Below are 25,277 nucleotides of genomic sequence, written 5' to 3'. Positions count from 1 at the left end.
ACAAGACTTTCTTGATCTATAAACCTAAATGAGTCACTTAACAGCAAGGGAAAAGCTAGTTAAAAAAACTGCAAATATTTAATTATCAAAAACAAAATATCAGGGAGACTAGGATGTCACTCGCCGTAGTTTTTGCTCGCGCCAGTTTAGGTGTGGCCGCACCCTTAGTGACAGTGGAAGCTCACCTTGCTAATGGCTTACCCGCCTTTAATATTGTTGGTTTACCTGAAACTACGGTCAAAGAAGCCAGAGACAGAGTACGTAGTGCGCTATTAAACTCTGGCTTTGAGTTCCCAGCTAGGCGTATTACCGTCAATCTGGCACCGGCAGATTTACCCAAAGAAGGCGGTCGTTTCGACTTACCCATCGCCATGGCAGTTTTAGCCGCCTCAGGGCAAATCCCCATCGCCAATCTAGATAAGTTGGAATTCTTAGGCGAGCTCGCCCTCACTGGTGCTCTAAGGCCAATAAAGGGCGCTTTGCCGGCCGTATTAGCGGCGCGCGATAGCCAACGCTTCATCATATTGCCCGAAGATAACGGCGCTGAAGCAGGCATGATCCAACCGAGCCCTGCAAGGCTGGCCAGCCATCTGTTAACCATCACCGCTTGGTTACGCCAAGAAGCTGAGCTAATCACTCCCAGCGCCATCGAGGAGCAAGAACCAGAGCAGATAAGCGACTTGTGTGACGTGATCGGCCAAGAAGGCGGTAAACGCGCCCTAGAAATAGCCGCCGCCGGTCAGCACAACTTATTGCTCTTGGGCCCACCCGGTACCGGTAAAAGTATGCTGGCTAGCCGTCTACCCGGTTTATTGCCCGCCATGAATGAAGAGGAGGCCCTAGAAATCGCCGCCATTCGCTCTATTTGTGGCGAAAACCTGGAGCCACACACTTGGCGGTTACGCGCCTTTCGCCAACCTCATCATTCTTCCTCTGCCGTCGCCTTAGTCGGCGGTGGCAGTTTTCCTCGGCCCGGAGAAATTTCACTGGCTCATAATGGAGTATTATTTTTAGATGAACTCACCGAATTTGAACGCCGGGTGTTGGATGCTTTGCGCGAGCCCCTCGAAACCCATGTAATTTCGATTGCCCGCGCCGCCCGCAGTGTGACTTTTCCTGCCTGTTTTCAACTTATCGCCGCCATGAACCCTAGCCCCTGCGGCCATTATCAAGACGGCTACAGCCGCAGCTCACCGGAGCAAATACTGCGCTACCTCAATAAAATATCTGGCCCCTTCTTAGACCGCTTTGATTTATCGGTAGAGGTGTCTTTACTGCCCCCCGGCGAACTGAGCAGGCCCAGAGCTAAAGCTGAGTCGTCTACTGAAATTCGCAAACGGGTACTGGCCGCTCGTGAACGACAGCTACTGCGCGCCGGCAAAACTAACGCCAGATTAAGTGCCGCAGAATTAGAGCGCTATTGCCCACTCAACCAAGCGGATGCTGAGTTTCTAGAACAAGCGCTGCATCGTATGAAACTCTCTATCCGCGCCTGGCATAAGCTAATCCGCGTAGCGCGCACCATAGCCGACTTAGAACATAAAACAGACATTAACCGCCAACACTTAATTGAAGCACTGGGTTATCGCGCCATGGACCGACTCATACAGCAGCTGCAGTTTTAAACTGCTATAACTAAAGAGGTGGCACAAATAATAATAAGGAGTTAATTATGAAAAGTGCAAAGGAGTTTGCAGTTTGGTTGCACGAGCGCTTTAAGAACGTGCCCGAGGGCGTCTACTTAACGAGAGACGACATCACTACCTTATCTAACCGACAACATTTTAACCAAGAGTTTGTGACTGATATTCATTATGAATTAACCCTGAAAGGAATGGGCTTTGTATCAGGCGCAAGCCGAGATAAGTTCTACTTATTCCAGCTACCCACTCTGCACTGGCAACAACAAGATAAGCATTATCAAGAAGATACGTTTCATAACGTACACTCTATTAATAAAAAGCAGGCTTAATAAAGCCATTAAAAAAGCCCATGATAGTACATATCATGGGCTGATTACTTTACTTAACTAATAAACCTTAATCTTTAGCAAGTAAGTATTCTACTACTTGATAAAAACGCTCTTCTGAACCAATCTCGCTCATATCAAGCTCATATTTATCTTTTACGATCACAGTGGGTGTGCTGCGGATATCAAAGCGTTGCGTAGCTTTATCGTATTGGCCAATCATGCCATTTAGCACGAAGCTATTAACCACGCTATCAAACTTTTCCGCTGCAATATCATTAGCTACAAATAAGGCTTTAATATCCTTAAGGTTATTAGGCTTTTTCTTTGCGCGGATCATCGCATCAAACAGCACAGGCGCTATTTTATCTTCTGCTTTCAATAATGCAGCCGCGCCATGCGCACGCTGCAAGACAGGGCCCATGTCCCCACCCAAGAACGCAACGGGGATCTTTTTCAATTGCATATCAGGAATACGCGCTTCAAGCTTAGCCATTAACGGCTCAAAGCTATCGCAATGAGGGCAAACATAAGAGAAGAACTCCGATACCACAGGCTCATTACTGGCCACTTCTTGTACTACTTTATACTCAACGCCTTCTTTAAAATCATTAGCCGCATTCGCTAAAGGAGCCATCAGTAAGGCACACACGATAAAAATATACTTTTTCATAGTTAATCCCATTTAATAAAAGCTGCTTCAAGTTAAGTAACTAGTTCCACGAGGTCAAGGATAATGGTGGTGCGGCGAGCAGTTGTAATTGTTCGTCGAGCACGCGAAGCTGCTGCTGCCAATAGTCTGGGGTATTAAACCACGGGAAATTAGCAGGAAAAGCCGGATCAGACCAACGCGCAGCCAACCAGGCCATATAGTTAACCATGCGCATCGCCCGCAACGGCTCAATCAACGCCAATTCACTACTGTCAAACTCTCGCACGCTTTCATAGCCCGCCAGTAGCGTATCCAGCTGCATCAGTTGCTCTTGGCGGCTACCACTGAGCATCATCCACAGATCTTGCACTGCAGGTCCGGTGCGGCAGTCATCGAAGTCCAATAGCCAAGGCCCATCATGCCACAAAATATTGCTGGCATGGCAGTCACAGTGCAAGCTGAGTTGCTGCTTAGGTTGGTATAAAACACAAGTGCGAGCAATCAATGCATCTAAGCGCTTAAAAAATTCTTCTTTTAACTTCGCCGGGATCTGGGCTTCCGTCACCAACACCTTACGAGCACGCAACAAATAATCGTCGGTGCTTAATGTTGGTCGGTGCACCAATGGAAAGGTTGCACCTACTTGATGTAGCCGGCCCAATTGCTCGCCCAGTGCTTCTAGTTGATCTAAGTTATCGGCTTCAAACTGGCGTCCCGCCACCGCCGGCCACACCGCAAACAACATATCGTTAAAAACAAACACGCTCTGCTGGTCACGGACTAAAGGCAAGGCCACCCGCACCTTTGCCTTGGCCAAGGCGAACAGAAAGTTATGTTCTTCTTGGATCTGTGCTCGGCTCCAGCGACCCGGTCGATAGAACTTAGCCACCAAGGCACCATCTTGATCGCTTTTAAAACGATAGACGCGGTTTTCGTAGCTATTTAAGGCCATCAGACCAGAGTCTACATGAAGACCAATACTCATCATGGCATCGACTATCGCGTCGGGCGTGAGTGCATAATAATTCATAAGGCTCCAAAAAAAAGACCGCAGCTTGAGCGACGGTCTTCACTATTCAGTGACTGAGTTTATCAGTTAAAACGCACTAAAGAACTTACTCTTGTTCCGTAAGGTCGCCTTGCGGTCACCTACTTCTAAACCGGTATGGGTCAGTACAAAAGTGACATCACTCACCGGTGAAGATAACAGGTAAGGGTCGGTCGCTAAGCTAATCGGTAAGCTCAATATTTCACCGCCACGCACTGTTACTTCTTTAGGACCAATCCAAGTCACGTCCTCCAAGCCTTCCACGTCCAAGCGATAGACTTGCGCATCTAAGGTCTTGTTCATGATCTTCATGGTGTAGGTGTTTTCGATTAAGCCTTCACTGGTTTCGCGATACAGCTGGTTACGGTCACGAATTATCTCTATACCCATCGGCATTATGCTGGAGGCCATATAAATAAATACCGCCGTCATCACTGTGATAACGATGCCATAACCAATTAGTTTAGGTCGCGCCACATGGGTCACACCATGCTGTAATTTATGCTCAGTGGTATAGCTAATAAGACCACGCTCATAGCCCATGCGATCCATGGTTTGATCGCAAGCATCCACACAGGCACCGCAGTTAATACACTCGTATTGCAGACCATCGCGAATATCAATGCCGGCCGGGCAAACCTGCACGCACAAGTTACAATCGATGCAATCACCCAAGCCCAATTCTTTGGGGTCGGCCTTGCGCGGGCGCGGCCCTCTTGCTTCACCGCGTTCAACATCATAACTGACCGTAAAGGTGTCTTTATCGAACATAGCGGACTGAAAGCGCGAATAAGGGCAGATATGCGTACACATAATGGTACGCATCCAGCCCGCATTGCCGTAGGTACAAAAAGCAAAGAACAGCACCCAAAACCCAACCCAAAAACTAGTAGAAAAGGTGACTAGCTCTAACGCCAATTCTTTGGCAGGAACAAAAAAGGCAATAAACGTAAAACCGGTGAGCAGTGATACCGCCAGCCAAGCCACATGTTTAGCTGTTTTACGCCAGATTTTATTAAAACTCCAAGGTGCTTTATCTAAAGCTCGGCGTTTATTAGCAGTGCCTTCGAGTTTTTCTTCAAACCAAATGAAAATAAAGGTCCACACGGTTTGCGGACATACATAACCGCACCATACTCGGCCTAAAAAGGTGGTCACAAAAAACAAAGCGACGGCAGAGACCATTAGCAGCAAAGCGAGCAAGGTAAGATCTTGTGGCCAGATGGTGGCGGCAAAGATCTGAAAGCGTTGTTGTTCTACATCAAATAACAGCGCCTGACGGCCATTCCAAGTCATCCAAGGGGCTGCGACGAAGAGTAACATCAACACCCAGCCTAGATATTTGCGTAGTCTCTGCCATTGTCCTTTTTGCGCTCGAACATAGATATGACCGTCGTCTGTGGGCCGGTGCGAACGCACAGCCGGAGTGACGTCTTTAACGTCTATTTGATTCTGTTTATTGTTCATTTCGCTCACATTGTTATTCTGACTGCTTACGAATAAGTTATCTGCCTAACAAAATTAAACCATTGTTAATACTAACAAAAGTTAACATGCAGATAAAATACCAGTTATTACCTATTCTGCAGTAAAGCACCCAATAAAAAGGTGATCTTGATCACTCTTTCTACCCTCAAGACTCGTCCTTGTCGTCCATCGTACCATGATATGTATTGTCACAATCAAACACCATGACAGCGATCATCAAATACCGCCCAGTGCGAATGTTAAAAGAAAATTTGAGAAGGGTTAGGACTGTGAGGCGTGAGGCGTGAGGCGTGAGGCGTGAGGCGTGAGGCGTGAGGCAAAAGTCTGAACGTCCACCATCCAGAAAGCAAAAAGCCCAGCTCTTAGAGCTGGGCTTAGTAATAAGTGTTTGATTGTGACCTACTTTCACATGGCAGCTGCCACACTATCATCGGCGCGGATGCGTTTCACTTCTGAGTTCGGCATGGGATCAGGTGGTTCCACAACGCTATGGCAATCAAACAAAACTGTTTTTATAACTGGTGCTGATACCCGGATTCGAACTGGGGACCTCACCCTTACCAAGGGTGCGCTCTACCAACTGAGCTATATCAGCTAAATGAGTTGCCTGGCAGTGACCTACTTTCACATGGCAGCTGCCACACTATCATCGGCGCGGCTGCGTTTCACTACTGAGTTCGGCATGGGATCAGGTGGTTCCACAGCGCTATGGCCGCCAGGCATAAATTGTAATCTGGAAAGCTGGTTTGTAGTTGTCGTACTGTTTAAGCACGCTAACTTGAATAATTTGTTTGTTCTTGACCGCAAGGTCTCACACTTCTTGGGTGTTGTATGGTTAAGCCGCACGGGTAATTAGTATTGGTTAGCTCAATGCATCGCTGCACTTACACACCCAACCTATCAACGTTGTAGTCTCCAACGGCCCTTTAGAGGGCGTAAAGCCCTAGGGATGACTCATCTTGAGGCTCGCTTCCCGCTTAGATGCTTTCAGCGGTTATCGATTCCGAACGTAGCTACCGGGCAATGCATCTGGCGATACAACCCGAACACCAGGGGTTCGTCCACTCCGGTCCTCTCGTACTAGGAGCAGCTCCTCTCAATCATCCAACGCCCACGGCAGATAGGGACCGAACTGTCTCACGACGTTCTGAACCCAGCTCGCGTACCACTTTAAATGGCGAACAGCCATACCCTTGGGACCGACTTCAGCCCCAGGATGTGATGAGCCGACATCGAGGTGCCAAACACCGCCGTCGATATGAACTCTTGGGCGGTATCAGCCTGTTATCCCCGGAGTACCTTTTATCCGTTGAGCGATGGCCCTTCCATACAGAACCACCGGATCACTATGACCTACTTTCGTATCTGCTCGACCTGTCCGTCTCGCAGTTAAGCTGGCTTATGCCATTGCACTAACCGTACGATGTCCGACCGTACTTAGCCAACCTTCGTGCTCCTCCGTTACTCTTTAGGAGGAGACCGCCCCAGTCAAACTACCCACCAGGCACTGTCCGCAACCCCGATAAGGGGCCTACGTTAGAACATCAGACATACAAGGGTGGTATTTCAAGGATGGCTCCACGACAACTGGCGTCATCGTTTCACAGCCTCCCACCTATCCTACACATGTAGGGCCAATGTTCAGTGCCAAGCTATAGTAAAGGTTCACGGGGTCTTTCCGTCTAGCCGCGGGTATACGGCATCTTCACCGCAAATTCAATTTCACTGAGTCTCGGGTGGAGACAGCGTGGCCATGATTACACCATTCGTGCAGGTCGGAACTTACCCGACAAGGAATTTCGCTACCTTAGGACCGTTATAGTTACGGCCGCCGTTTACTGGGGCTTCAATCAAGAGCTTCACCCGAAGGCTAACCCCATCATTTAACCTTCCAGCACCGGGCAGGTGTCACACCGTATACGTCCTCTTGCGAGTTTGCACAGTGCTGTGTTTTTGATAAACAGTTCCAGCCACCTGGTCACTGCGGCTGAGTCACGCTCCATCCGCAAGGGATTTCACATGCCTCAGCGTACCTTCTCCCGAAGTTACGGTACTATTTTGCCTAGTTCCTTCACCCGAGTTCTCTCAAGCGCCTTAGTATTCTCTACCCGACCACCTGTGTCGGTTTGGGGTACGATTCACGTGTACCTGAAGCTTAGAGGCTTTTCCTGGAAGCGGGGCATCAGTGACTTCACCGCCGTAGCGATTTCGTCTCAGGCCTCAGCATTGTGCGTCCGGATTTACCTAAACACACTGCCTACACCCTTTCACCAGGACAACCAACGCCTGGCCCACTTAGCCTTCTCCGTCCCCCCATCGCAGTACACGTCAGTACGGGAATATTAACCCGTTTCCCATCGACTACGCCTTTCGGCCTCGCCTTAGGGGTCGACTCACCCTGCCCCGATTAACGTTGGACAGGAACCCTTGGTCTTTTGGCGTGGAGGTTTTTCACCCCCATTATCGTTACTCATGTCAGCATTCGCACTTCTGATATCTCCAGCATGCTTCACAACACACCTTCGCAGACTTACAGAACGCTCCCCTACCACGCACTCAATAAAGAGTGCATCCGCGGCTTCGGTGCATAGTTTAGCCCCGTTACATCTTCCGCGCAGGCCGACTCGACCAGTGAGCTATTACGCTTTCTTTAAATGATGGCTGCTTCTAAGCCAACATCCTGGCTGTCTGAGCCTTCCCACTTCGTTTCCCACTTAACTATGACTTTGGGACCTTAGCCGGCGGTCTGGGTTGTTTCCCTCTTCACGATGGACGTTAGCACCCACCGTGTGTCTCCCGGATAGTACTTTGCGGTATTCGGAGTTTGCATAGGGTTGGTAAGTCGGGATGACCCCCTAGCCTAAACAGTGCTCTACCCCCGCAAGTATTCGTCCGAGGCTCTACCTAAATAGATTTCGGGGAGAACCAGCTATCTCCCGGTTTGATTGGCCTTTCACCCCCAACCACAAGTCATCCCCTAATTTTGCAACATTAGTGGGTTCGGTCCTCCAGTTGATGTTACTCAACCTTCAACCTGCTCATGGCTAGATCACCGGGTTTCGGGTCTAATCCTAGCAACTATTCGCCCAGTTAAGACTCGGTTTCCCTACGGCTCCCCTATACGGTTAACCTTGCTACTAAAATTAAGTCGCTGACCCATTATACAAAAGGTACGCAGTCACCCAACAAGTGGGCTTCCACTGCTTGTACGTACACGGTTTCAGGTTCTATTTCACTCCCCTCACAGGGGTTCTTTTCGCCTTTCCCTCACGGTACTGGTTCACTATCGGTCAGTCAGGAGTATTTAGCCTTGGAGGATGGTCCCCCCATATTCAAACAGGATATCACGTGTCCCGTCCTACTCGATTTCACTGTAAATGACGTTTGGTGTACGGGGCTATCACCCACTACGGCTGGTCTTTCCAGGACCATTCCACTACATCATAAACAGCTTAAGGGCTGGTCCCCGTTCGCTCGCCGCTACTAGGGGAATCTCGGTTGATTTCTTTTCCTCGAGGTACTTAGATGTTTCAGTTCCCTCGGTTCGCCTCGTTACACTATGTATTCATGTAACGATACTCTACTAAGTAGAGTGGGTTTCCCCATTCGGACATTACGGACTCAAGCGCTTCTTACCAGCTCATCCGTACTTAACGCAGGTTAGCACGTCCTTCATCGCCTCTGACTGCCAAGGCATCCACCGTGTACGCTTAGTCACTTAACCATACAACCCCAAGAAGTGTGTTTTATACGGCTTCATCTTAGTGATTTCTTCGTTGCGGCTTTCACTCGTGCTATCACATAGAAAACTATGCTCAAGCACTCATTCAAGACCGCGCCTCGAACTCACGTCGATGACGCTCGTCTAAATATATTGCTATATAAAGACAGTATAAAAACAATTCTCTAAGCGGGGTCGTTTGCATCAGTGACTGATGCTTACAACTTATTTCGCCAAGAATTTCTAAGACACTTGCGTATCAAGAACTACAAATTATTTCTATCAGCTTTCCAGATTGTTAAAGAACAGAGTAGTTAAACCCTAAGCGTTAGACTTTAAAAGAAGTTAATCTTTTACAGCGTAATGCTTAGTGTTTGAGCGGCTTTAATGGCGTCCCCAAGGGGATTCGAACCCCTGTTACCGCCGTGAAAGGGCGGTGTCCTAGGCCTCTAGACGATGGGGACTAAAAATCTGTTTGTTGAAGCAAGCTTCAACGATTTTTAGTAAAGGTGAGCGGTGAGCTCCGCGAACCCGATCGACAAGAACAATGATGTCCCTGAGCACCGGCTCGGCACACTTAATCCACAGAAGATGTTCTCTCTGATAGGTATAAGTATGAAACCTTTCCCAAATCGCACATTTACTGATGAAGGCCTGTTTACATGGCGGACTATAGGCAAATCCGCCGCCACGCCTTCATCAAAAGCGCTCTACTCATATATCAAGCAAACTGTGTGAACACTCAACAGCCGTTAAGTTAAGGTAAGGAGGTGATCCAACCCCAGGTTCCCCTAGGGTTACCTTGTTACGACTTCACCCCAGTCGTGAATCACAAAGTGGTAAGCGCCCTCCCGAAGGTTAAGCTACCTACTTCTTTTGCAACCCACTCCCATGGTGTGACGGGCGGTGTGTACAAGGCCCGGGAACGTATTCACCGTGGCATTCTGATCCACGATTACTAGCGATTCCTACTTCATGGAGTCGAGTTGCAGACTCCAATCCGGACTACGACGCGCTTTCTGGGATCCGCTCACCATCGCTGGTTGGCTTCCCTCTGTACGCGCCATTGTAGCACGTGTGTAGCCCTACCCGTAAGGGCCATGATGACTTGACGTCGTCCCCACCTTCCTCCGGTTTATCACCGGCAGTCTCCCTTGAGTTCCCGCCATTACGCGCTGGCAACAAAGGATAAGGGTTGCGCTCGTTGCGGGACTTAACCCAACATCTCACGACACGAGCTGACGACAGCCATGCAGCACCTGTATCAGCGTTCCCGAAGGCACCAATCCATCTCTGGAAAGTTCGCTGTATGTCAAGGGTAGGTAAGGTTCTTCGCGTTGCATCGAATTAAACCACATGCTCCACCGCTTGTGCGGGCCCCCGTCAATTCATTTGAGTTTTAACCTTGCGGCCGTACTCCCCAGGCGGTCAACTTAATGCGTTAGCTCCGAAACCCACGTCACAAGGACACAGACTTCAAGTTGACATCGTTTACAGCGTGGACTACCAGGGTATCTAATCCTGTTTGCTCCCCACGCTTTCGCACATGAGCGTCAGTCTTTGTCCAGGGGGCCGCCTTCGCCACTGGTATTCCTTCCAATCTCTACGCATTTCACCGCTACACTGGAAATTCTACCCCCCTCTACAAGACTCTAGTTTGCCAGTTCCAAATGCAGTTCCCGAGTTGAGCTCGGGGCTTTCACATCTGGCTTAACAAACCGCCTGCGTGCGCTTTACGCCCAGTTATTCCGATTAACGCTTGCACCCCTCGTATTACCGCGGCTGCTGGCACGAAGTTAGCCGGTGCTTCTTCTGTGGTTAACGTCACAGTAACCGGTTATTAACCGCTTACCTTTCCTCACCACTGAAAGTGCTTTACAACCCGAAGGCCTTCTTCACACACGCGGCATGGCTGCATCAGGGTTTCCCCCATTGTGCAATATTCCCCACTGCTGCCTCCCGTAGGAGTCTGGGCCGTGTCTCAGTCCCAGTGTGACTGGTCATCCTCTCAGACCAGTTAGAGATCGTCGCCTTGGTGAGCCATTACCTCACCAACAAGCTAATCTCACTTGGGTTCATCCAATCGCGAAAGGCCCGAAGGTCCCCTCCTTTCCCCCGTAGGGCGTATGCGGTATTAGCCATCGTTTCCAATGGTTATCCCCCACGACTGGGCAGATCCCCAAGCATTACTCACCCGTCCGCCGCTCGTCAGCAAAGTAGCAAGCTACTCTCTGTTACCGCTCGACTTGCATGTGTTAGGCCTGCCGCCAGCGTTCAATCTGAGCCATGATCAAACTCTTCAATTAAAGACTTGATGCTCAATGAATTACTGATATATCTATTACTAGGTACACTTTGCAAGACATTGAAAAACAATATTATTTTGTTCTCAACGTGCTGCTAAGTGCCCACACAGTTTGCTTGATAAATTGTTAAAGAGCGTTGACCGTATCTCAGGTCGGGATGCGTATTCTACGCTTCCCTCAGTGTTCGTCAAGTGTTTGTTCAAACTTAATTTCCGTTCTTACAAACCCTTGTGACCGTGAGCGTGTTGCCCCGTGTCAGTGGTGCGCATTATAGGGAAGGCAGTTTTAAGCGCAAGAGCTTTTTAACGATAAATGACATTTTTGTGTCGTTCGCACAAAATTACGCCACAACGCTTATTTTTAGACCACTTTCTCTTCTATTAGCAGCTCAGGGGCACCAATACGGGTCACCAACAGCTGGTCTATCTTATAGTTGTCTATATCTACCACTTCAAACTTATAACCCGCATGGAGCACAAAGTCGGTGCGCTTGGGGATCTTGCGCAACATATACATCATAAAGCCGGCGATGGTTTCGTAGTTCTCATCATTGGGGAACTCATCTATATCTAGCACTCGCATTACATCTTCTAATGGCGTTGAGCCTTCTACTAACCAAGAGTTGGCATCACGCGCCACTATATGGTCTTCCTGAGACTGCACTAGCTCGCCCATGACGATGCTCATGACATCTTTAAGAGTAATGATGCCGACCACTAGCGCGTACTCGTTCATGATAATGGCGAAATCCTCACCCGCCGTCTTAAAGTGCGCTAACACCTCATACATAGATAAGGTATCGGGAATGATTAACGGCGTGCGTACTATGCCTTCTTTCTTAAGTGTTAAAGGTTGCTCATGTAACACCTGCATCAGTATGTCGCGGGAGTCCACATAGCCAATGACTTTATCTAGGCTATCTTCACACACTAAGAACTTGGCATGAGGATGTTCGGCAATCTTGCCTTTAATGCTGTCTTGGCTTTCTATTAGGGTGAAATAAATCAGACTCTCACGGCCGGTCATGGCCGAGGTGACGGTGCGTGATTCCATATCGAATACGTTTTCAATCAGATGATGCTCTTGCTCTTGCAACACCCCCGCCTGTGCGCCTGCTTCCATCATGGCGATAATGTCTTCTGGCGTGATTTCGTCCTTGCGCATAGTGGGCACTTTAAACAAGCGAAAGAACAGATTTGCTAAACCATTAAAAAACCACACCAAAGGCCTGAGCAGTACCAAGCAAAATGCCATAGGACGCACTACAGAAACGGCGATGCGCTCCGGCGCTATCATGGCTAACCGCTTAGGCATAAGATCGGCAAATAAGATAAAAAGCGACGTCACGACAAAGAAGGACATAAAGAAGGCGGTTTTCTCAATCCAAGCGCCTACAAAGAATGTTTTCAGCAAGTCGGTCAAAAAGGGCGTAAAGGCAGCTTCGCCTAAGATACCGCCTAAGATAGCAACGGCATTTAAGCCGATTTGCACCACAGTAAAGAAATTACCCGGTTGCTCTTGCAGTAGCAGTACCTTAGCGGCGTTAATATCGCCGTCACTGGCCATCATCCTGAGTTTTATCTTGCGAGATGCCGCCAGCGCAATTTCAGATATGGAAAAAAATGAGCTAATCGCGACCAGCAAGATTAAGATCAAGAGGTTCTCAAACAACGTCATAAAATGCTACACCGATAATAAGTAAGTAAAAAGGCCAGTTATACCAGCGGCTCAAGGTATCATTATGTATGCTATTTCACAGCAGCTAAATCGTTGTTTTAATCAGTTGGCAAAAAAGGCGTAAAAAGTCTAAAAACTTGCGGCCACACTGTACGAGCTAGACTTAGATTATTTCATTCTTGAGCACAGATTAGCTGTTTGCGCTCCATCACTTAGTCAATGGGTCATTAAGTATGTTAACCAAAAAACTAGGGCTCGTAGGCCTGTGGCTATTGTTACTGCTGCCCAAGCAAGTGTGGGCAAACAGTTCGGAATATTGGTCACTGCAGGAATATTTAACGCTTTTTCCGGCACAGCAGCCGTTGTCTCATCAATTTGCAGACCGAGTGCGGCAGCCCGCGGCGCCGTTGCAGGCGCCTTTAGCTAAATCGATCAATATTGTAATGCTCACCCCCGATCAACAGGTCTCAGATTACTGGGTGCGTAACCAACAAAGCTTGAGCAAAAGGCTAGCTGAGATAGGCGTGCCTTTTAGCTTACATAGCTATGCTTCTTTACCTGCCACTGCCCACCGAGAGCAAGAGCAACAATTGGCCAATGCCTTACTCAGTGATCCTGACTATCTAATTTTAACCTTGAACTCCCAGCGTCAAGGGGTGCTGATCGATAAATTAATGACTCGCGACCGACCCAAAGTCATTTTAATGAACATCACAACGCCGTTAAAGCACTTAAGCAACCGGCAGCCCTTCTTTTACGTCGGCTTTGATCACAGAGACGGCACCCGCTTATTGAATAATAAGATCAAAGAGCTGACCAGCAGCCAAGCTAACTATTTGATGCTCTACGGTACGCGCGGTTACATTAGTGAAGCCAGGGGCGATGAATTCATTCATTTAAACGCCAATGAACCTTACATGAATCTTAGCCAAGCATTTTACACAGACGTAAGCTCTGAAAAAGCCAAGCAAGCGGTACTGCAAACTTTAAAAACTAAACCGAATATTAATCTTATCTATGCCTGTACCACAGATATTGCCTTAGGCGCGGCCGCCGCGTTAAAACAGCTAAATAAAGCTGGTAAGGTTATGCTTAATGGTTGGGGCGGCGGCAGTGCAGAACTTGAAGCATTAGCGGCGGGCAGCCTAGATCTGACCGTGATGCGCATGAATGATGATAATGGAGTGGCCATAGCGGAAGCCATACGTCTTGATCAAGTTGGAAAGAACAATTTGATCCCACAAGTTTACAGTGGAGATTTTGCCGTTATCGACCGACAAACTTCCAAAGCCGAACTGGAGCGTCTCAAAGATTATGCTTTCCGTTACTCAAACTAATCGCCGACGCCAGCAAACTCTGTTGAAACTAGCCTTACATTTTCTCTTGCCGCTACTGTTTTTACTGGCTGGCAGTTTATTATTATTGGCATGGCAATCCACTACCCGCATCGTTAATGACAGTATCAATTATCAAATGCAAGAGGCACAGGATAGAGCACAGAGTCGTTTAGACAGTTATCTAACTGGCTTGAATACGCTACTGACCAGTACCGCAGAAAGCCCAGCGTTAGCCAATATCTTGCTTAAGGGAGATAGGCCTGCTGCCAAGAAAATACTGCAGAACACCTTGAGTCATAGTTATGGTGAGTATTTAGATTTATTGCTATTAACACGCCAAGATCAATATTGGACCAATTTAAATTCGCCACTGTATTTACTGGGTAATAATTTAAATTCACTTATCGTTGATACGCCTTATTTTAACAAGTGGTCTAGCGTAGAGATCATTCCTGAGCCCATCGCCTTATTTTCTATAATACAGCGTTATCCTATTTTGTCTGCTGACTCAGGTCTGATCGCGGGTAGCTTATTTGGTGGCTTGATTCTAAACGACAATCTAACCTTAATCAGTTTACTCGGCCAAGGCTCGACTAATAAGAGTTTACAGTTACTGATCGATGACCAACCCGTGGGCCCTGCCTTTGCTGCCGGTAAGATTGAACAGACTATTTTTGAGCAGGCGATAGCCAGTAACTTGAGTCAGGGTGAAATTGCAGATCATTACTTTAGTCGCCAACCATTACTGATCAATGGCGAGGCGAGCAAATTACAATTATTATTGATAGCAGATAAATCGATGTCGGAGCAGTTAGCACATGCCTATTTTTATCATCTACTGCTGGCGTTAGTGCTCATACTGCTATTTATAACGACCTACTTTTTCTTAACCATAAAATATGTTCAGTTAAATAAATAAGTTTATATAGTGAGTTTAATTGATGAATATCCGCCTACTTATAGCATGTAGGCGGAATTAAAATAATAGCGTTATTCTACCGTCACTGATTTAGCTAGATTTCTTGGCTGGTCTACATCTGTGCCTTTAATCAATGCCACATAATAAGACAGTAATTGCAGCGGTAGCGTATAGACAATGGGTGCGATAGCCATGGGCACATGAGGCACTTGGATAACGCGCATGCTGGCATCGCCTTTAAAGTCCGCTTGCTCGTCTGCAAACACATACAATTGTCCGCCCCGAGCCCGCACTTCTTCAACGTTAGACTTGAGCTTTTCCAACAGCTCATTATTCGGTGCCACCACAATGATTGGCATATCTGCGTCAATCAGCGCCAGCGGCCCGTGCTTAAGCTCACCGGCGGCATAGGCTTCGGCGTGAATATAAGAAATTTCTTTTAGCTTAAGCGCACCCTCCATGGCAATCGGATATTGCTCGCCACGGCCCAGAAACAAACTGTGCTCTTTCTCAGAAAACTCTTCGGCCAGCACTTCTATATCTGCGGCCAGCTTCAAGGTGTCAACCAAATGCCCAGGCAAAGCACGTAACGATTGCACCAGTTCAGTTTCGGTCTCTGCCGTCATATAGCCGCGACAACGCCCGACCGCCGTGACCAGCATCAGTAATCCCGCCAGTTGGGTAGTAAACGCTTTGGTCGAGGCCACCCCTATTTCGGCACCGGCTCGTGTCATAAAGGCCAAGTCTGATTCGCGCACTAAAGAAGAACCAGGTACGTTACAAATGGCCAAGCTGCTCATAAAGCCCGATTGTTTAGCTAAGCGCAGTGCCGCTAAGGTATCTGCAGTTTCACCACTTTGCGACAAGGTGATCAGCAGGCTATTTGGCCGTACTACTGACTTGCGATAGCGAAACTCAGAGGCAATTTCGATATCACAAGAGATGCCGGCTAAGGCTTCAAACCAGTACCGAGCCACCATGCCCGCATGGTAAGAGGTGCCGCAGGCTATCAACTGGATATGCTCGACTTTTTCGAAGATATCACGAGCGCCATTGCCAAACGAATCTACCACTACCGCCGATTCGGTGATGCGTCCTTCTAGAGTATCGGTGATGGCCTTGGGCTGCTCGTAGATTTCTTTCAGCATATGATGGCGATATTCGCCTTTGTCGCCTGCATCATGAGTCACATCGGACTCGAGCTCATCACGCACCACAGGATTGCCATCAGTATCAAAGATACGCACTTCACGACGCGTTACTTCGGCTACGTCGCCTTCTTCTAAAAATAGGAAGCGACGGGTCACTGGCAAGAGCGCCAGCTGATCCGAAGCGATAAAATTCTCGCCTAATCCTAAACCAATCACCAAAGGCGAGCCGGAGCGTGCCACCACCAAGCAAGAGGGGTCGCGCGCGTCCATCAACACAGTGCCGTAGGCGCCGCGCAGTTCTTTGACTGTGGTTTGTAATGCCGCCAGCAAAGAGTCGCACTGTTGGCGATGATAATGCACTAAGTGAGCAATCACTTCGGTATCGGTATCTGAGCTAAATTCGTAGCCTTTGCCTTGCAGTTCAGCCCGCAAGCTTTCATGATTTTCGATAATACCGTTATGTACCACGACAATATCACCAGACACATGAGGGTGCGCGTTACGTTGTGAAGGCTCGCCATGAGTTGCCCAACGGGTATGGGCAATGCCCGTACCACCGGCGAGCGGTTGTGCTTCAAGAGCTGTGGCCAATGCTTGTACCTTGCCCAACTCGCGCAAGCGGCCTAATTGACCAGAGGCTTGAACAATGGCCACACCCGCCGAGTCGTAACCGCGATATTCAAGGCGGCGCAGCCCTTCTACCAAGATTTCTGCCACATCACGCTGGGCTACCGCCCCTACAATTCCGCACATAAATAGTTCCTTAAGATTTAGGAGCAATAATCAGGTTAATTCCCTTTTGCTCTAATTGTTGCTGCTGTTCGGTCGTGATGCCGCTATCGGTCACTAAGGTATGAATTGCGCACCAAGGCAGTTCAAGATTGGGGATCTTGCGGCCAATTTTATCGGACTCCACCATCACCACCACTTCTCGCGCTACCTCTGCCATCACCCGTGATAAAGCAGTTAGTTCGTTAAAAGTCGTAGTGCCGCGCTCCAGATCGATACTGTCAGCACCAATAAACAACTGATCGAAGTCATAAGATCGTAGTACCTGTTCGGCTACCTGTCCTTGGAAGGACTCAGAAGAGGCATCCCAAGTCCCGCCTGTCATCAATAAGGTCGGCTCCGGCTCTAACTCACGCAACGCATTGGCGACCATTAGTGAGTTAGTCATCACTACCAAGCCATGCTTATGCGCCAGCTCACCCAACAAGGCGGCTGTGGTGCTGCCGCTGTCGATAATAATGCGATTATGATCGCGAATACGCTCGGCGGCGGCTTTGGCTAAGGCCTGTTTTTGTGGGGATATTGGCTCGTTGATGCGCTCGGCGACCATATCACTGGGCACCAGCACGGCCCCCCCATAGCGACGCAGCAAGAGGCCGTTATTCTCCAGCGCAGTTAAATCTTTACGAATGGTCACTTCGGAGGTGGCAAAGCGTTGGGCTAGCTCGTCTACCGTCACTTCACCCTGCTCGTTTAACAGCGCAATTATAGTATGGCGACGCTGCTGAGTATTAGGTTTAGAAATGTGGGCGCTCGGCTTAGCAATGTGGGCTTTTGATTTCGACATGTATGCTTTAGGTTTCGAATCGAAACAAAATACTAGCAGATCAAAAGATAACGGAGCAAGTATTAATAGCACTAGCGCTGCAAGATGAAAGCACAGCTGCAACCTTCACTATGCAATAGTGAATAAGATACGGACTAATACACTGTAAGCCAGCCTAGACTCTGAGCCAGATAAGATGGAGTGATTCATGATCTGGCGTAAATTATAAGTTCCTAATTTACGCTATACTCACATTCCTAACTTAGGATTTTACCTAATTTAATTAAGCAGTTAGATGTTTAAGAAGGCCATTATTATGTCGGTTTTAAGCACATCTCATTCGCCACCAAGCTCAGCACAGTCTGAGCTAACGCAAACCAATCTCACACAAGCTAACAACGGCCAAGTCATCAAAATTCGTGGCGGCGTAGTGGATGTGCGCTTTGCTAATATTGCACCTCGTATTCATGACTTGCTGTATGCCGGCGATGGCTCTACTGAAAAAATCCCCATGGAAGTGGCATCATTGCTTGATAACGGCGTGGTGCGCTGTATGTCATTAAGCAGCGTGCAAGGCTTAGGTTTAGGAATGCCGGTAGTGGCCATGGGTGCGCCGATTCAGGTGCCGGTGGGGGATGTGGTATTAGGCCGCATGCTGAATGTATTTGGTGAACCCATCGATAATAAACCCGCCATTGAAGACGCCGAGCGACGTTCAATTCATCAAGATCCCCCGCCTTTAGCGGATCGGGTGGTGCACAGTGAAATTTTAGAAACCGGCATTAAAGCCATCGACTTGCTATCGCCCATCGAGCGCGGCGGTAAAACCGGGCTCTTTGGCGGCGCCGGCGTGGGCAAAACCGTATTAATTACCGAGCTGATTAATAATACGGTGCAGCATTATCAAGGGGTGAGTCTGTTTTGTGGCATTGGCGAGCGTTCACGAGAAGCAGAAGAGTTATATCGTGAAATGGGCGAGGCCGGGGTGCGCGATAAAACCGTGATGCTGTTTGGCCAGATGAATGAAGCGCCAGGAGTGCGCTTCTTGGTGGGTAAGTCTGCACTCACTATGGCTGAGTACTTTCGAGATGTGCAACAGCAAGACGTACTGCTGCTGATCGATAATGTGTTTCGTTTTGTGCAAGCGGGCTCTGAAGTGTCCGGCTTATTAGGCCGCATGCCATCACGCGTGGGTTACCAGCCGACGTTGGCTACCGAGTTGGCGTCACTGCAAGAGCGTATTACCTCTACCAATAAAGCGGCCATTACCTCTATTCAGGCGGTGTATGTGCCAGCGGATGACTTTACCGACCCAGCTGCCGCCCATATTTTCTCGCATCTTTCGGCTTCCGTGGTGTTATCACGCAAGCGCGCCAGTGAAGGCTTATATCCGGCGGTAGATCCACTGGCATCCGCGTCTGTGATGCTCACGCCTGCGGTAGTGGGCCAGCGCCATTACGATATTGCCCGTGATGTGCGCCGCACCTTGGCGGAATACGAAGAACTGCGCGATATTGGCGAACCAGTGCGCCGCACGCGCAAAGTAGTGAGTGTGCCGGTGGGCAGTGCCTTGTTAGGCCGAGTGGTGGATGCCATGGGCCGATCCAAAGACGGCTTAGGCACCATTGCCACTACCTTAATACAGCCTATAGAAGCGTCAGCGCCGGGGATTTTAAGCCGTTCGGCCATCGCGCGGCCCTTAGCCAGTGGCATGACTGCTATCGATGCCGCCATTCCGATAGGACTAGGCCAGCGCCAGCTAATTATTGGCGATCGCCAAACCGGTAAAACCTCATTAGCCGTGGATGCCATTCTTAATCAGGCTAATACGGATGTGGTCTGTATTTATTGTGCCATCGGCCAGCGCGGCGATGCGGTGGCGCGGGTGATCCGTGCTCTTGAGCACGGCAATATGCTGGCGCGCAGTATCGTGATGGCAGCCGGTGATGAAGAGGCTCCGGGCTTAGCTTATATCGCGCCTTATGCGGCCATGACTATGGCCGAGCACTTTTGTAATCAGGGCCAAGACGTACTGATTATTTTCGATGATATGACTCACCATGCCCGGGCTTATCGGGAGTTATCATTGTTGCTAAGACGGCCACCAGGCCGTGAAGCCTTTCCTGGCGATATCTTCTATGTGCATGCTCGATTGTTAGAGCGCGCCGGACAATTTACCCAAGAAGCGGGTGGTGGCTCTATTACCGCCTTGCCGGTGGTGGAAACCCAGGCCGAAAACTTATCGGCCTATATCCCCACTAACCTTATCTCTATTACCGATGGTCAAATCTATCTCTCACCGCGCTTAGTGCGTAAAAACCAATTTCCGGCGGTGGATTTGGGCTTATCTGTGTCGCGGGTCGGCGGCAAGGCTCAAGGGCCGGCATTAAGAGGCGTAGCTGGCAACTTACGGGTGACGCTGTCGCAGTTTGAAGAGCTAGAAGACTTTGCTCGCTTTGGCACTCGCTTAGATGATACTACCAAGGCGCGCCTCACTCGTGGCACGGCAGTGCGCAATTCCTTACGCCAAGCTGAGCGCGATCCACAATCGGTGCTCGAGCAATTAGCCGTGCTAATTTCTGCCATGGCTGGGGTATTTGATAGCTTAAGTGAAACTGTCGCCAGTGCCGCCATGCAGCAAGTACGCCGGGCGGCATTGCAACAATTACCGGAGGTGGCGCAACGGGTGGCGGCCAATCAAGCCCTCGACGAACACCATCAGCAAGAGATCCTAGTCATGGCCCGCGCCGTAATTGAAAAGATGCTGATTGAGAGTAATGAGGCGATTGGCACAGCGGCGACAGTCACAGGTAAAGACCTGCCAAACAGCCAGACAAGGAGTGAATAATGGCGCAGACGCTGGAATTTCTCACTCGACAACAGGCTACCCTGACCAGTATTCGCGGCATAGTGCACACCATGAAAACGCTGTCGGCGATTAATGCCAGCCCCTACGAACAAGCGGCGCAGGCCATTGCCGAATATCGCCACACCTTAGAGCAAGGCTTTGCCGCCTTCGCCTATCGCACCGGACCATTACAAATAGCCCCTTTGCAAACCGAAAGGGCGCAAATTCGCCAGCAACTGTTGGTGGTATTTGGCTCGGATCACGGCTTATGTGGCGGCTACAATGAACTGCTTGCCGAGCAGGTGCATCAATATGCGCTTGGCCTTGAGCTTAAACATGAGCCAGTCCTTAAACATAAGCCGCAGCCGCTAACCTTATTGTGCGTGGGTGCGCAAATGAACGATGCCTTACAAGCACTGGGCTTAATTCCCAAGGCCGTACTACTGCCGCCGGCTTCTGCCGATGGCATTGGTCGGCTAGCCACCGAGCTGGTGACCCGCATCGAAGCCTTTAGTCAGGCTCAGGGCTTACATAGCTCTACCGTTAATAGTACGGCGGTCGGCTTAGCCTTTACCCAACGTGCCGAGCATCATCTGCGGGATCCGCATATTCAGGCTTTATTGCCGTTAGATCCCAGCTTATTAGCTAGGCCTAAACGCTGGGATTCGCGATCCTTACCCGATTACAATTTGCCGCCGGACACTTTATTGTCGGCACTGCTGCGCAATTATCTGTTTGCCAGTATCTTTGGCGCCGCCGCCGAAGCCATGGTCACCGAAAATGCCGCACGACTGGCGCTGATGCAACAAGCCGAGCAATCGGTAGACGAGCGCTTAGAAGAAGTAAAAGGCGAGCTAAACTACGTGCGCCAAACCGACATCACTAATGAGCTGATGGACGTGATCATCGGGCATTTGGAATAAGGGCAGCGCCGAGCGCCCAGCACCAAGCGCCTAGCTAAAAATAAACAAGAGACCAAAGCATTTTTGCCACGCCTCTTTATTAAAATAAGCACAGAAAGCACGGACGCAGTTCACGTGCGATAAGTGATAAGAGCTTTATATGGTAAGGGCTAAAACAAGGCTGTAAGCCGTCAGATAGAGCAGACCAAAGCAGCCGCAGAGCGGCCCAACATCCGTTCCCACGCAGAGCGTGGGCACGAGAATAGAATGTAGTCGCGTGTTTTAACCGCGAAAGCCAGCAACGCTGGCTCCCATGCAGAAGTTCATCCCAGAGCTAGGGAAAAGATAAAAGAGAGATCCTGACGTGCGTCAGGAAGACAGCAAGGACAGCTACAAAGAACAAACCGAAACAGGGTGCATTATGGCTGAGGTTCATACGTAATCAGGAAAGTCCAAAACCATTCAATAAAAAAACGGGGCTGTGAAATTCACAGCCCCGTTTTTTATGTTTCACTTACAGCGTATCGCGTAAAGCGTATGGCTACTTTTAAGCTATTTTTTGGTAGGAGCGCCCTTAAAGCGCAATAAACGTAAAGCATTCAGCGTAACCAGCACGGTTGCGCCGGTATCGGCCAACACGGCGAACCACAGGCCGGTGATGCCCAGCACCGTGGTGATCAGGAACACTCCTTTCAGAGCCAGCGCGAAAATCACGTTCTGATGAATGTTGGCCATGGTGGCACGCGATAGTGCAACGAGGTGAGCCACATCAGTAACACTGTTTTTCAGTAGCGCAGCGTCGGCGGTTTCGATGGCCACATCGGTACCCCCACCCATAGCGATACCCACATCTGCGGTTGCCAGTGCCGGTGCGTCGTTGATGCCATCACCAACCATGGCGATCTTGGCGTTGAGCTTCATTTCGTTGATCAGGCGCAGCTTATCCTCGGGTAGCAGTTCAGCTTCCCATTCCACACCCAAATAGCCAGCGATGGCCTGAGCGGTGCGATGGTTGTCGCCGGTAAGCATGACGGAGCGCACGCCCATGGTCTTGAGCTGGGCTACGGCTGCTTGTGCATCAGCTCTCGGTTCATCCCGTAAAGCTACCAATCCAAGTGCTTCATGGCTCTGTTCATCGAACAGCACTGACACCGTCTTACCGTCACGTTGTAGCGCCTCGATTTGGCTCTGCTGCGTGGACGACAGTGTTGCGACTTGAGCCGCGTAGACCGGTGAGCCGATGGCTAGAGCGCGTCCAGCCACGGTTGCATGCACGGCTTTACCGGCGGTGGCATAGGCATTTGACGCGACGGGGATGAGGAGATTGGCCGCTTCGGCATGCCCGACAATGGCTTTGGCAAGCGGGTGATTGGAGCCGGATTCCACGCTGGCAAAAAGTGCCAGTACTTCATCGTCGCTTTGTTTGGTAAAAGGCTGTGCAAAAGCCACTACGTCGGTAACACGCGGCTTGCCCTCGGTCAGAGTGCCGGTTTTGTCGAAAGCGATGGTCTTTACCTGGCCAATGGTTTCCAGAGCGCTGCCGCCTTTTATGAGTAATCCACGGCGGGTGCCTGCCGCCAGTCCCGAAGCAATCGCTGCCGGAGTGGATAGAACCAGTGCGCAGGGACAGGCAATCAGCAATAGCGCCAACCCGCGATATAGCCAAATCGCCCAATCACCGCCCATTATCAGTGGTGGCAGGATAACGACCAATGCGGCAAGCGCCATCACCGCTGGAGTGTAGTAACGGCTGAATCGCTCAATGAAGCGGGCGGTGGGTGCTTTGGATGCCTGCGCCTGTTCCACCAGTTGAATAATGCGCGCAATGGTGTTGTCGGCGGCAGTTTTTTCTACGCGGACTTCAAGTACCCCGTCGACGTTGATCGAACCGGCGAATACCGTGTCGCCCGTGGTCTTGGCACAGGGGATGGACTCGCCCGTAACGGGGGATTCATCGAGGCTGGACGAACCATGAATAATCACACCATCGGCGGACACTCGGTCACCTGGGCGCACCAGCACACGGTCATTCACCCGCAGCGAGGCTGCAGCAACCTCGCGCTGCCCGCCTTGGGCATCGAGAAGCACTGCTGTTTTCGGAACCAGTGACGCCAGAGCTCTGATACCGGCGCGGGCCCGATCGGCCGCCACACTCTCCAACAACTCACCGATTGAGAACAGGAAAACTACGGCTGCCGCCTCTTCGGCCTCACCGATGAACAGCGCTCCCAATGCGGCTACGGACATCAGCGTTTCGATTGAGAAGGGCGAGCCAGACATGCCCAACGCAAATGCTTTGCGGGCAAATGGAAGCACACCGACAACCACGGCTGCAGCGAATACCCAGGTTCCGTAAGCGGGAAAAAACAGAGCCAGCACGTAGGCGGCCGCCATCAGCATACCCAGACCGGCGACTTGTTTACCCTTACGGGTTTGCCACCAGCGCTGCACGGTCGGCGGATTGTTGGTATCGTTATTCGACGGAGTGGTACGGGCGGATATGCCAAAACCAAGGCGCTTGATGGTTTTTTCAACATCACCGACCTGAGTGGCGCCATCGGGTGACAACGACAGTGTCAGGTTTTGTGTAGCGAAGTTCAGCTGGACATCAGAAACCCCGGGCATGCGCGCCAGAGCGGTCTCAATCTTGCCGACGCAACTCGCACAGTCCATGCCTTCGATATGATAATGCATGAGGGTTTTTCCTATGAATGGAAATCATAAGAGCATCATAAACCCTCTAGCAGCTTTAGGGTCAAGCTGTCCAACGCCTGATGTAATAAGATTGATTTTATAGCACTAAAGCCTATAGTTACTTTAATGTTTTAAGCTATAGAGGCCATGATCCCATGATGCCAATCAAGATAGGCGCACTTGCCAAGCACACAGCAACCACGGTGGAAACCATTCGTTACTATGAAAAAGAAGGATTATTACCAGAGCCTGCCCGCAGCGAAGGTAATTATCGTTTGTATAACGAGGAGCATCTTGAGCGCCTGCAGTTTATTCGTCATTGCCGTACGCTCGATATGACCTTAGAGGAAGTGCGACTCTTGCTGCAGTTCCGAGATAAGCCTTTTGAAGACTGCGGCAACGTCAATGAGCTGCTGGATGAGCATATCCGTGCTGTAGAAGTACGCATGGAAGAGCTAACGCAATTAAAGCAGCACCTAACGGTTTTGCGTCAGAAGTGCTCGAATCCAGCACCCACTGCGTCGTGCGGAATTTTACGCGCCCTTGGCGATCGTTCTTGTCACGTTTAAAGCACAGTTTAACGATATGCCTTCAATCTGCCCCGTTAGTTCATCGTGACGTACTGTCACGAAAGGCGCGACGGCAATAAATATTCAGTTGATAGGAAAAGTGCTGACGCAATGATAACGCGGTGCTAAAGCCAACTTCTGCGCTGATCACTGGGCAACTGTTGTACGGGCCGTTCAAGGTACAGAGCTTGGCCGAGTTGTAAGGCTGCAATCAGCTCGGCGGTCACTAATGCAACAAGCCGAACAATCGGTGGATGAGCGCTTAGCAGAAGTGAAGGGCGAGCTAAACTACGTGCGCCAAACCGATATCACCAACGAGCTGATGGATGTGATTATTGGACATCTTGAGTAAAGCCGCGCTAAGCGCCGAGCACCAAGCGCCTAGCTAAAGAAAAACATCTAAAATCGGGCCAAGACCTATTTTTGCAACGGAAGACGCAA

15 protein-coding genes, 2 tRNA genes and 4 rRNA genes are annotated in these 25,277 nt (G+C 49.8%); 8 read left to right on the top strand and 13 right to left on the bottom strand.

Annotation, left to right across the window (positions count from 1 at the left end; all coding sequences use genetic code 11):
• The first annotated feature begins 113 nt into the window (after nucleotides 1-113).
• Nucleotides 114-1,625 carry a YifB family Mg chelatase-like AAA ATPase gene (locus CBP31_RS07655; RefSeq protein WP_087036013.1) on the top strand — a complete coding sequence of 504 codons (1,512 nt, stop codon included), beginning with the start codon at nucleotides 114-116 and terminating at the stop codon, nucleotides 1,623-1,625.
• A gap of 47 nt (nucleotides 1,626-1,672) precedes the next feature.
• The gene (locus CBP31_RS07650) at nucleotides 1,673-1,972 is read left to right on the top strand and encodes a hypothetical protein (RefSeq protein ID WP_174664627.1); all 300 of its coding nucleotides are present in this window, start codon (nucleotides 1,673-1,675) and stop codon (nucleotides 1,970-1,972) included.
• A 67-nt stretch (nucleotides 1,973-2,039) separates the two neighbouring features.
• On the opposite strand, the gene CBP31_RS07645 is transcribed toward CBP31_RS07650, so the two are convergent.
• The 10 genes from CBP31_RS07645 to CBP31_RS07600 form a co-directional block, all read right to left on the bottom strand.
• Nucleotides 2,040-2,642: a thiol:disulfide interchange protein DsbA/DsbL gene (locus CBP31_RS07645; RefSeq protein ID WP_087036011.1), complete on the bottom strand. Its 603-nt coding sequence runs from the start codon at nucleotides 2,640-2,642 to the stop codon at nucleotides 2,040-2,042.
• 40 nt (nucleotides 2,643-2,682) lie between these two features.
• A complete protein-coding gene (locus CBP31_RS07640; RefSeq protein WP_087036008.1) occupies nucleotides 2,683-3,651 on the bottom strand; it encodes a serine/threonine protein kinase in 969 nt (322 codons plus the stop codon).
• 66 nt (nucleotides 3,652-3,717) lie between these two features.
• Nucleotides 3,718-5,136, bottom strand: coding sequence for a cytochrome c oxidase accessory protein CcoG (gene ccoG / locus CBP31_RS07635; protein ID WP_087036006.1), 1,419 nt, complete (start codon nucleotides 5,134-5,136; stop codon nucleotides 3,718-3,720).
• Nucleotides 5,137-5,543: 407 nt separating this feature from the next.
• A 5S ribosomal RNA gene (gene rrf, locus CBP31_RS07630) occupies nucleotides 5,544-5,658 on the bottom strand.
• 18 nt (nucleotides 5,659-5,676) lie between these two features.
• Nucleotides 5,677-5,752: transfer RNA gene (locus CBP31_RS07625), tRNA-Thr, on the bottom strand.
• Nucleotides 5,753-5,762: 10 nt separating this feature from the next.
• Nucleotides 5,763-5,877: ribosomal RNA gene (rrf, locus tag CBP31_RS07620) — 5S ribosomal RNA — on the bottom strand.
• A 111-nt stretch (nucleotides 5,878-5,988) separates the two neighbouring features.
• Nucleotides 5,989-8,881 (bottom strand): 23S ribosomal RNA (locus tag CBP31_RS07615).
• Between the two features lie 385 nt (nucleotides 8,882-9,266).
• Nucleotides 9,267-9,342: transfer RNA gene (locus tag CBP31_RS07610), tRNA-Glu, on the bottom strand.
• 299 nt (nucleotides 9,343-9,641) lie between these two features.
• Nucleotides 9,642-11,184, bottom strand: a 16S ribosomal RNA gene (locus CBP31_RS07605).
• The 16S, 23S and 5S rRNA genes sit together here with 2 tRNA genes alongside, the layout of an rRNA operon.
• 360 nt (nucleotides 11,185-11,544) lie before the next feature.
• Nucleotides 11,545-12,861, bottom strand: a complete 1,317-nt coding sequence (locus CBP31_RS07600) for a hemolysin family protein (protein ID WP_087036004.1) — start codon at nucleotides 12,859-12,861, stop codon at nucleotides 11,545-11,547.
• Between the two features lie 233 nt (nucleotides 12,862-13,094).
• Here CBP31_RS07600 and CBP31_RS07595 point away from each other — a divergent pair, with 233 nt between their 5' ends.
• Together CBP31_RS07595 and CBP31_RS07590 are read left to right on the top strand one after the other, a co-directional pair.
• Nucleotides 13,095-14,198 carry a substrate-binding domain-containing protein gene (locus CBP31_RS07595; protein ID WP_087036003.1) on the top strand — a complete coding sequence of 368 codons (1,104 nt, stop codon included), beginning with the start codon at nucleotides 13,095-13,097 and terminating at the stop codon, nucleotides 14,196-14,198.
• A 22-nt stretch (nucleotides 14,199-14,220) separates the two neighbouring features.
• Nucleotides 14,221-15,117, top strand: a complete 897-nt coding sequence (locus tag CBP31_RS07590; RefSeq protein ID WP_161492512.1) for a LuxQ periplasmic sensor domain-containing protein — start codon at nucleotides 14,221-14,223, stop codon at nucleotides 15,115-15,117.
• Between the two features lie 71 nt (nucleotides 15,118-15,188).
• Here CBP31_RS07590 and glmS read toward each other — a convergent pair whose 3' ends face one another.
• Both glmS and CBP31_RS07580 read right to left on the bottom strand, forming a co-directional pair.
• Complete coding sequence (glmS, locus tag CBP31_RS07585) at nucleotides 15,189-17,021, bottom strand: glutamine--fructose-6-phosphate transaminase (isomerizing) (RefSeq protein WP_087035999.1); 1,833 nt, start codon at nucleotides 17,019-17,021, stop codon at nucleotides 15,189-15,191.
• A gap of 10 nt (nucleotides 17,022-17,031) precedes the next feature.
• Nucleotides 17,032-17,802, bottom strand: coding sequence for a DeoR/GlpR family DNA-binding transcription regulator (locus tag CBP31_RS07580; protein WP_087038663.1), 771 nt, complete (start codon nucleotides 17,800-17,802; stop codon nucleotides 17,032-17,034).
• A 316-nt stretch (nucleotides 17,803-18,118) separates the two neighbouring features.
• Here CBP31_RS07580 and CBP31_RS15725 point away from each other — a divergent pair, with 316 nt between their 5' ends.
• Nucleotides 18,119-20,671, top strand: a complete 2,553-nt coding sequence (locus CBP31_RS15725) for a F0F1 ATP synthase subunit alpha (RefSeq protein WP_456093789.1) — start codon at nucleotides 18,119-18,121, stop codon at nucleotides 20,669-20,671.
• Nucleotides 20,671-21,594, top strand: a complete 924-nt coding sequence (locus tag CBP31_RS07570; protein ID WP_087035997.1) for a F0F1 ATP synthase subunit gamma — start codon at nucleotides 20,671-20,673, stop codon at nucleotides 21,592-21,594. Before CBP31_RS15725 ends, CBP31_RS07570 begins: the two co-directional genes overlap by 1 nt.
• 531 nt (nucleotides 21,595-22,125) lie before the next feature.
• On the opposite strand, the gene CBP31_RS07565 is transcribed toward CBP31_RS07570, so the two are convergent.
• Nucleotides 22,126-24,267, bottom strand: coding sequence for a heavy metal translocating P-type ATPase (locus CBP31_RS07565; protein WP_087035995.1), 2,142 nt, complete (start codon nucleotides 24,265-24,267; stop codon nucleotides 22,126-22,128).
• Between the two features lie 155 nt (nucleotides 24,268-24,422).
• Here CBP31_RS07565 and cadR point away from each other — a divergent pair, with 155 nt between their 5' ends.
• Entirely contained in the window at nucleotides 24,423-24,836 is a 414-nt protein-coding gene (gene cadR / locus CBP31_RS07560; RefSeq protein WP_456093788.1) for a Cd(II)/Pb(II)-responsive transcriptional regulator, read from the top strand.
• A 229-nt stretch (nucleotides 24,837-25,065) separates the two neighbouring features.
• Nucleotides 25,066-25,188: a F0F1 ATP synthase subunit gamma gene (locus CBP31_RS07555; RefSeq protein ID WP_087035993.1), complete on the top strand. Its 123-nt coding sequence runs from the start codon at nucleotides 25,066-25,068 to the stop codon at nucleotides 25,186-25,188.
• Nucleotides 25,189-25,277: the final 89 nt, after the last annotated feature.

Origin of the sequence: Oceanisphaera profunda, assembly GCF_002157895.1 — a bacterium.
In the GTDB taxonomy this organism is placed as follows: Bacteria; Pseudomonadota; Gammaproteobacteria; order Enterobacterales; family Aeromonadaceae; genus Oceanimonas; species Oceanimonas profunda.
This window is presented reverse-complemented; position numbering and strand designations above follow the sequence as displayed.

What these genes read in the sequence shown, in the direction of transcription:
- CBP31_RS07655 (WP_087036013.1), top strand. Translation starts at nt 114, where the DNA reads ATGTCACTCGCCGTAGTTTTTGCTCGCGCCAGTTTAGGTGTGGCCGCA.
- CBP31_RS07650 (WP_174664627.1), top strand. Translation starts at nt 1,673, where the DNA reads ATGAAAAGTGCAAAGGAGTTTGCAGTTTGGTTGCACGAGCGCTTTAAG.
- CBP31_RS07645 (WP_087036011.1), bottom strand. Translation starts at nt 2,642, where the DNA reads ATGAAAAAGTATATTTTTATCGTGTGTGCCTTACTGATGGCTCCTTTA.
- CBP31_RS07640 (WP_087036008.1), bottom strand. Translation starts at nt 3,651, where the DNA reads ATGAATTATTATGCACTCACGCCCGACGCGATAGTCGATGCCATGATG.
- ccoG (WP_087036006.1), bottom strand. Translation starts at nt 5,136, where the DNA reads ATGAACAATAAACAGAATCAAATAGACGTTAAAGACGTCACTCCGGCT.
- CBP31_RS07600 (WP_087036004.1), bottom strand. Translation starts at nt 12,861, where the DNA reads ATGACGTTGTTTGAGAACCTCTTGATCTTAATCTTGCTGGTCGCGATT.
- CBP31_RS07595 (WP_087036003.1), top strand. Translation starts at nt 13,095, where the DNA reads ATGTTAACCAAAAAACTAGGGCTCGTAGGCCTGTGGCTATTGTTACTG.
- glmS (WP_087035999.1), bottom strand. Translation starts at nt 17,021, where the DNA reads ATGTGCGGAATTGTAGGGGCGGTAGCCCAGCGTGATGTGGCAGAAATC.
- CBP31_RS15725 (WP_456093789.1), top strand. Translation starts at nt 18,119, where the DNA reads ATGTTTAAGAAGGCCATTATTATGTCGGTTTTAAGCACATCTCATTCG.
- CBP31_RS07570 (WP_087035997.1), top strand. Translation starts at nt 20,671, where the DNA reads ATGGCGCAGACGCTGGAATTTCTCACTCGACAACAGGCTACCCTGACC.
- CBP31_RS07565 (WP_087035995.1), bottom strand. Translation starts at nt 24,267, where the DNA reads ATGCATTATCATATCGAAGGCATGGACTGTGCGAGTTGCGTCGGCAAG.
- cadR (WP_456093788.1), top strand. Translation starts at nt 24,423, where the DNA reads ATGATGCCAATCAAGATAGGCGCACTTGCCAAGCACACAGCAACCACG.
- CBP31_RS07555 (WP_087035993.1), top strand. Translation starts at nt 25,066, where the DNA reads ATGCAACAAGCCGAACAATCGGTGGATGAGCGCTTAGCAGAAGTGAAG.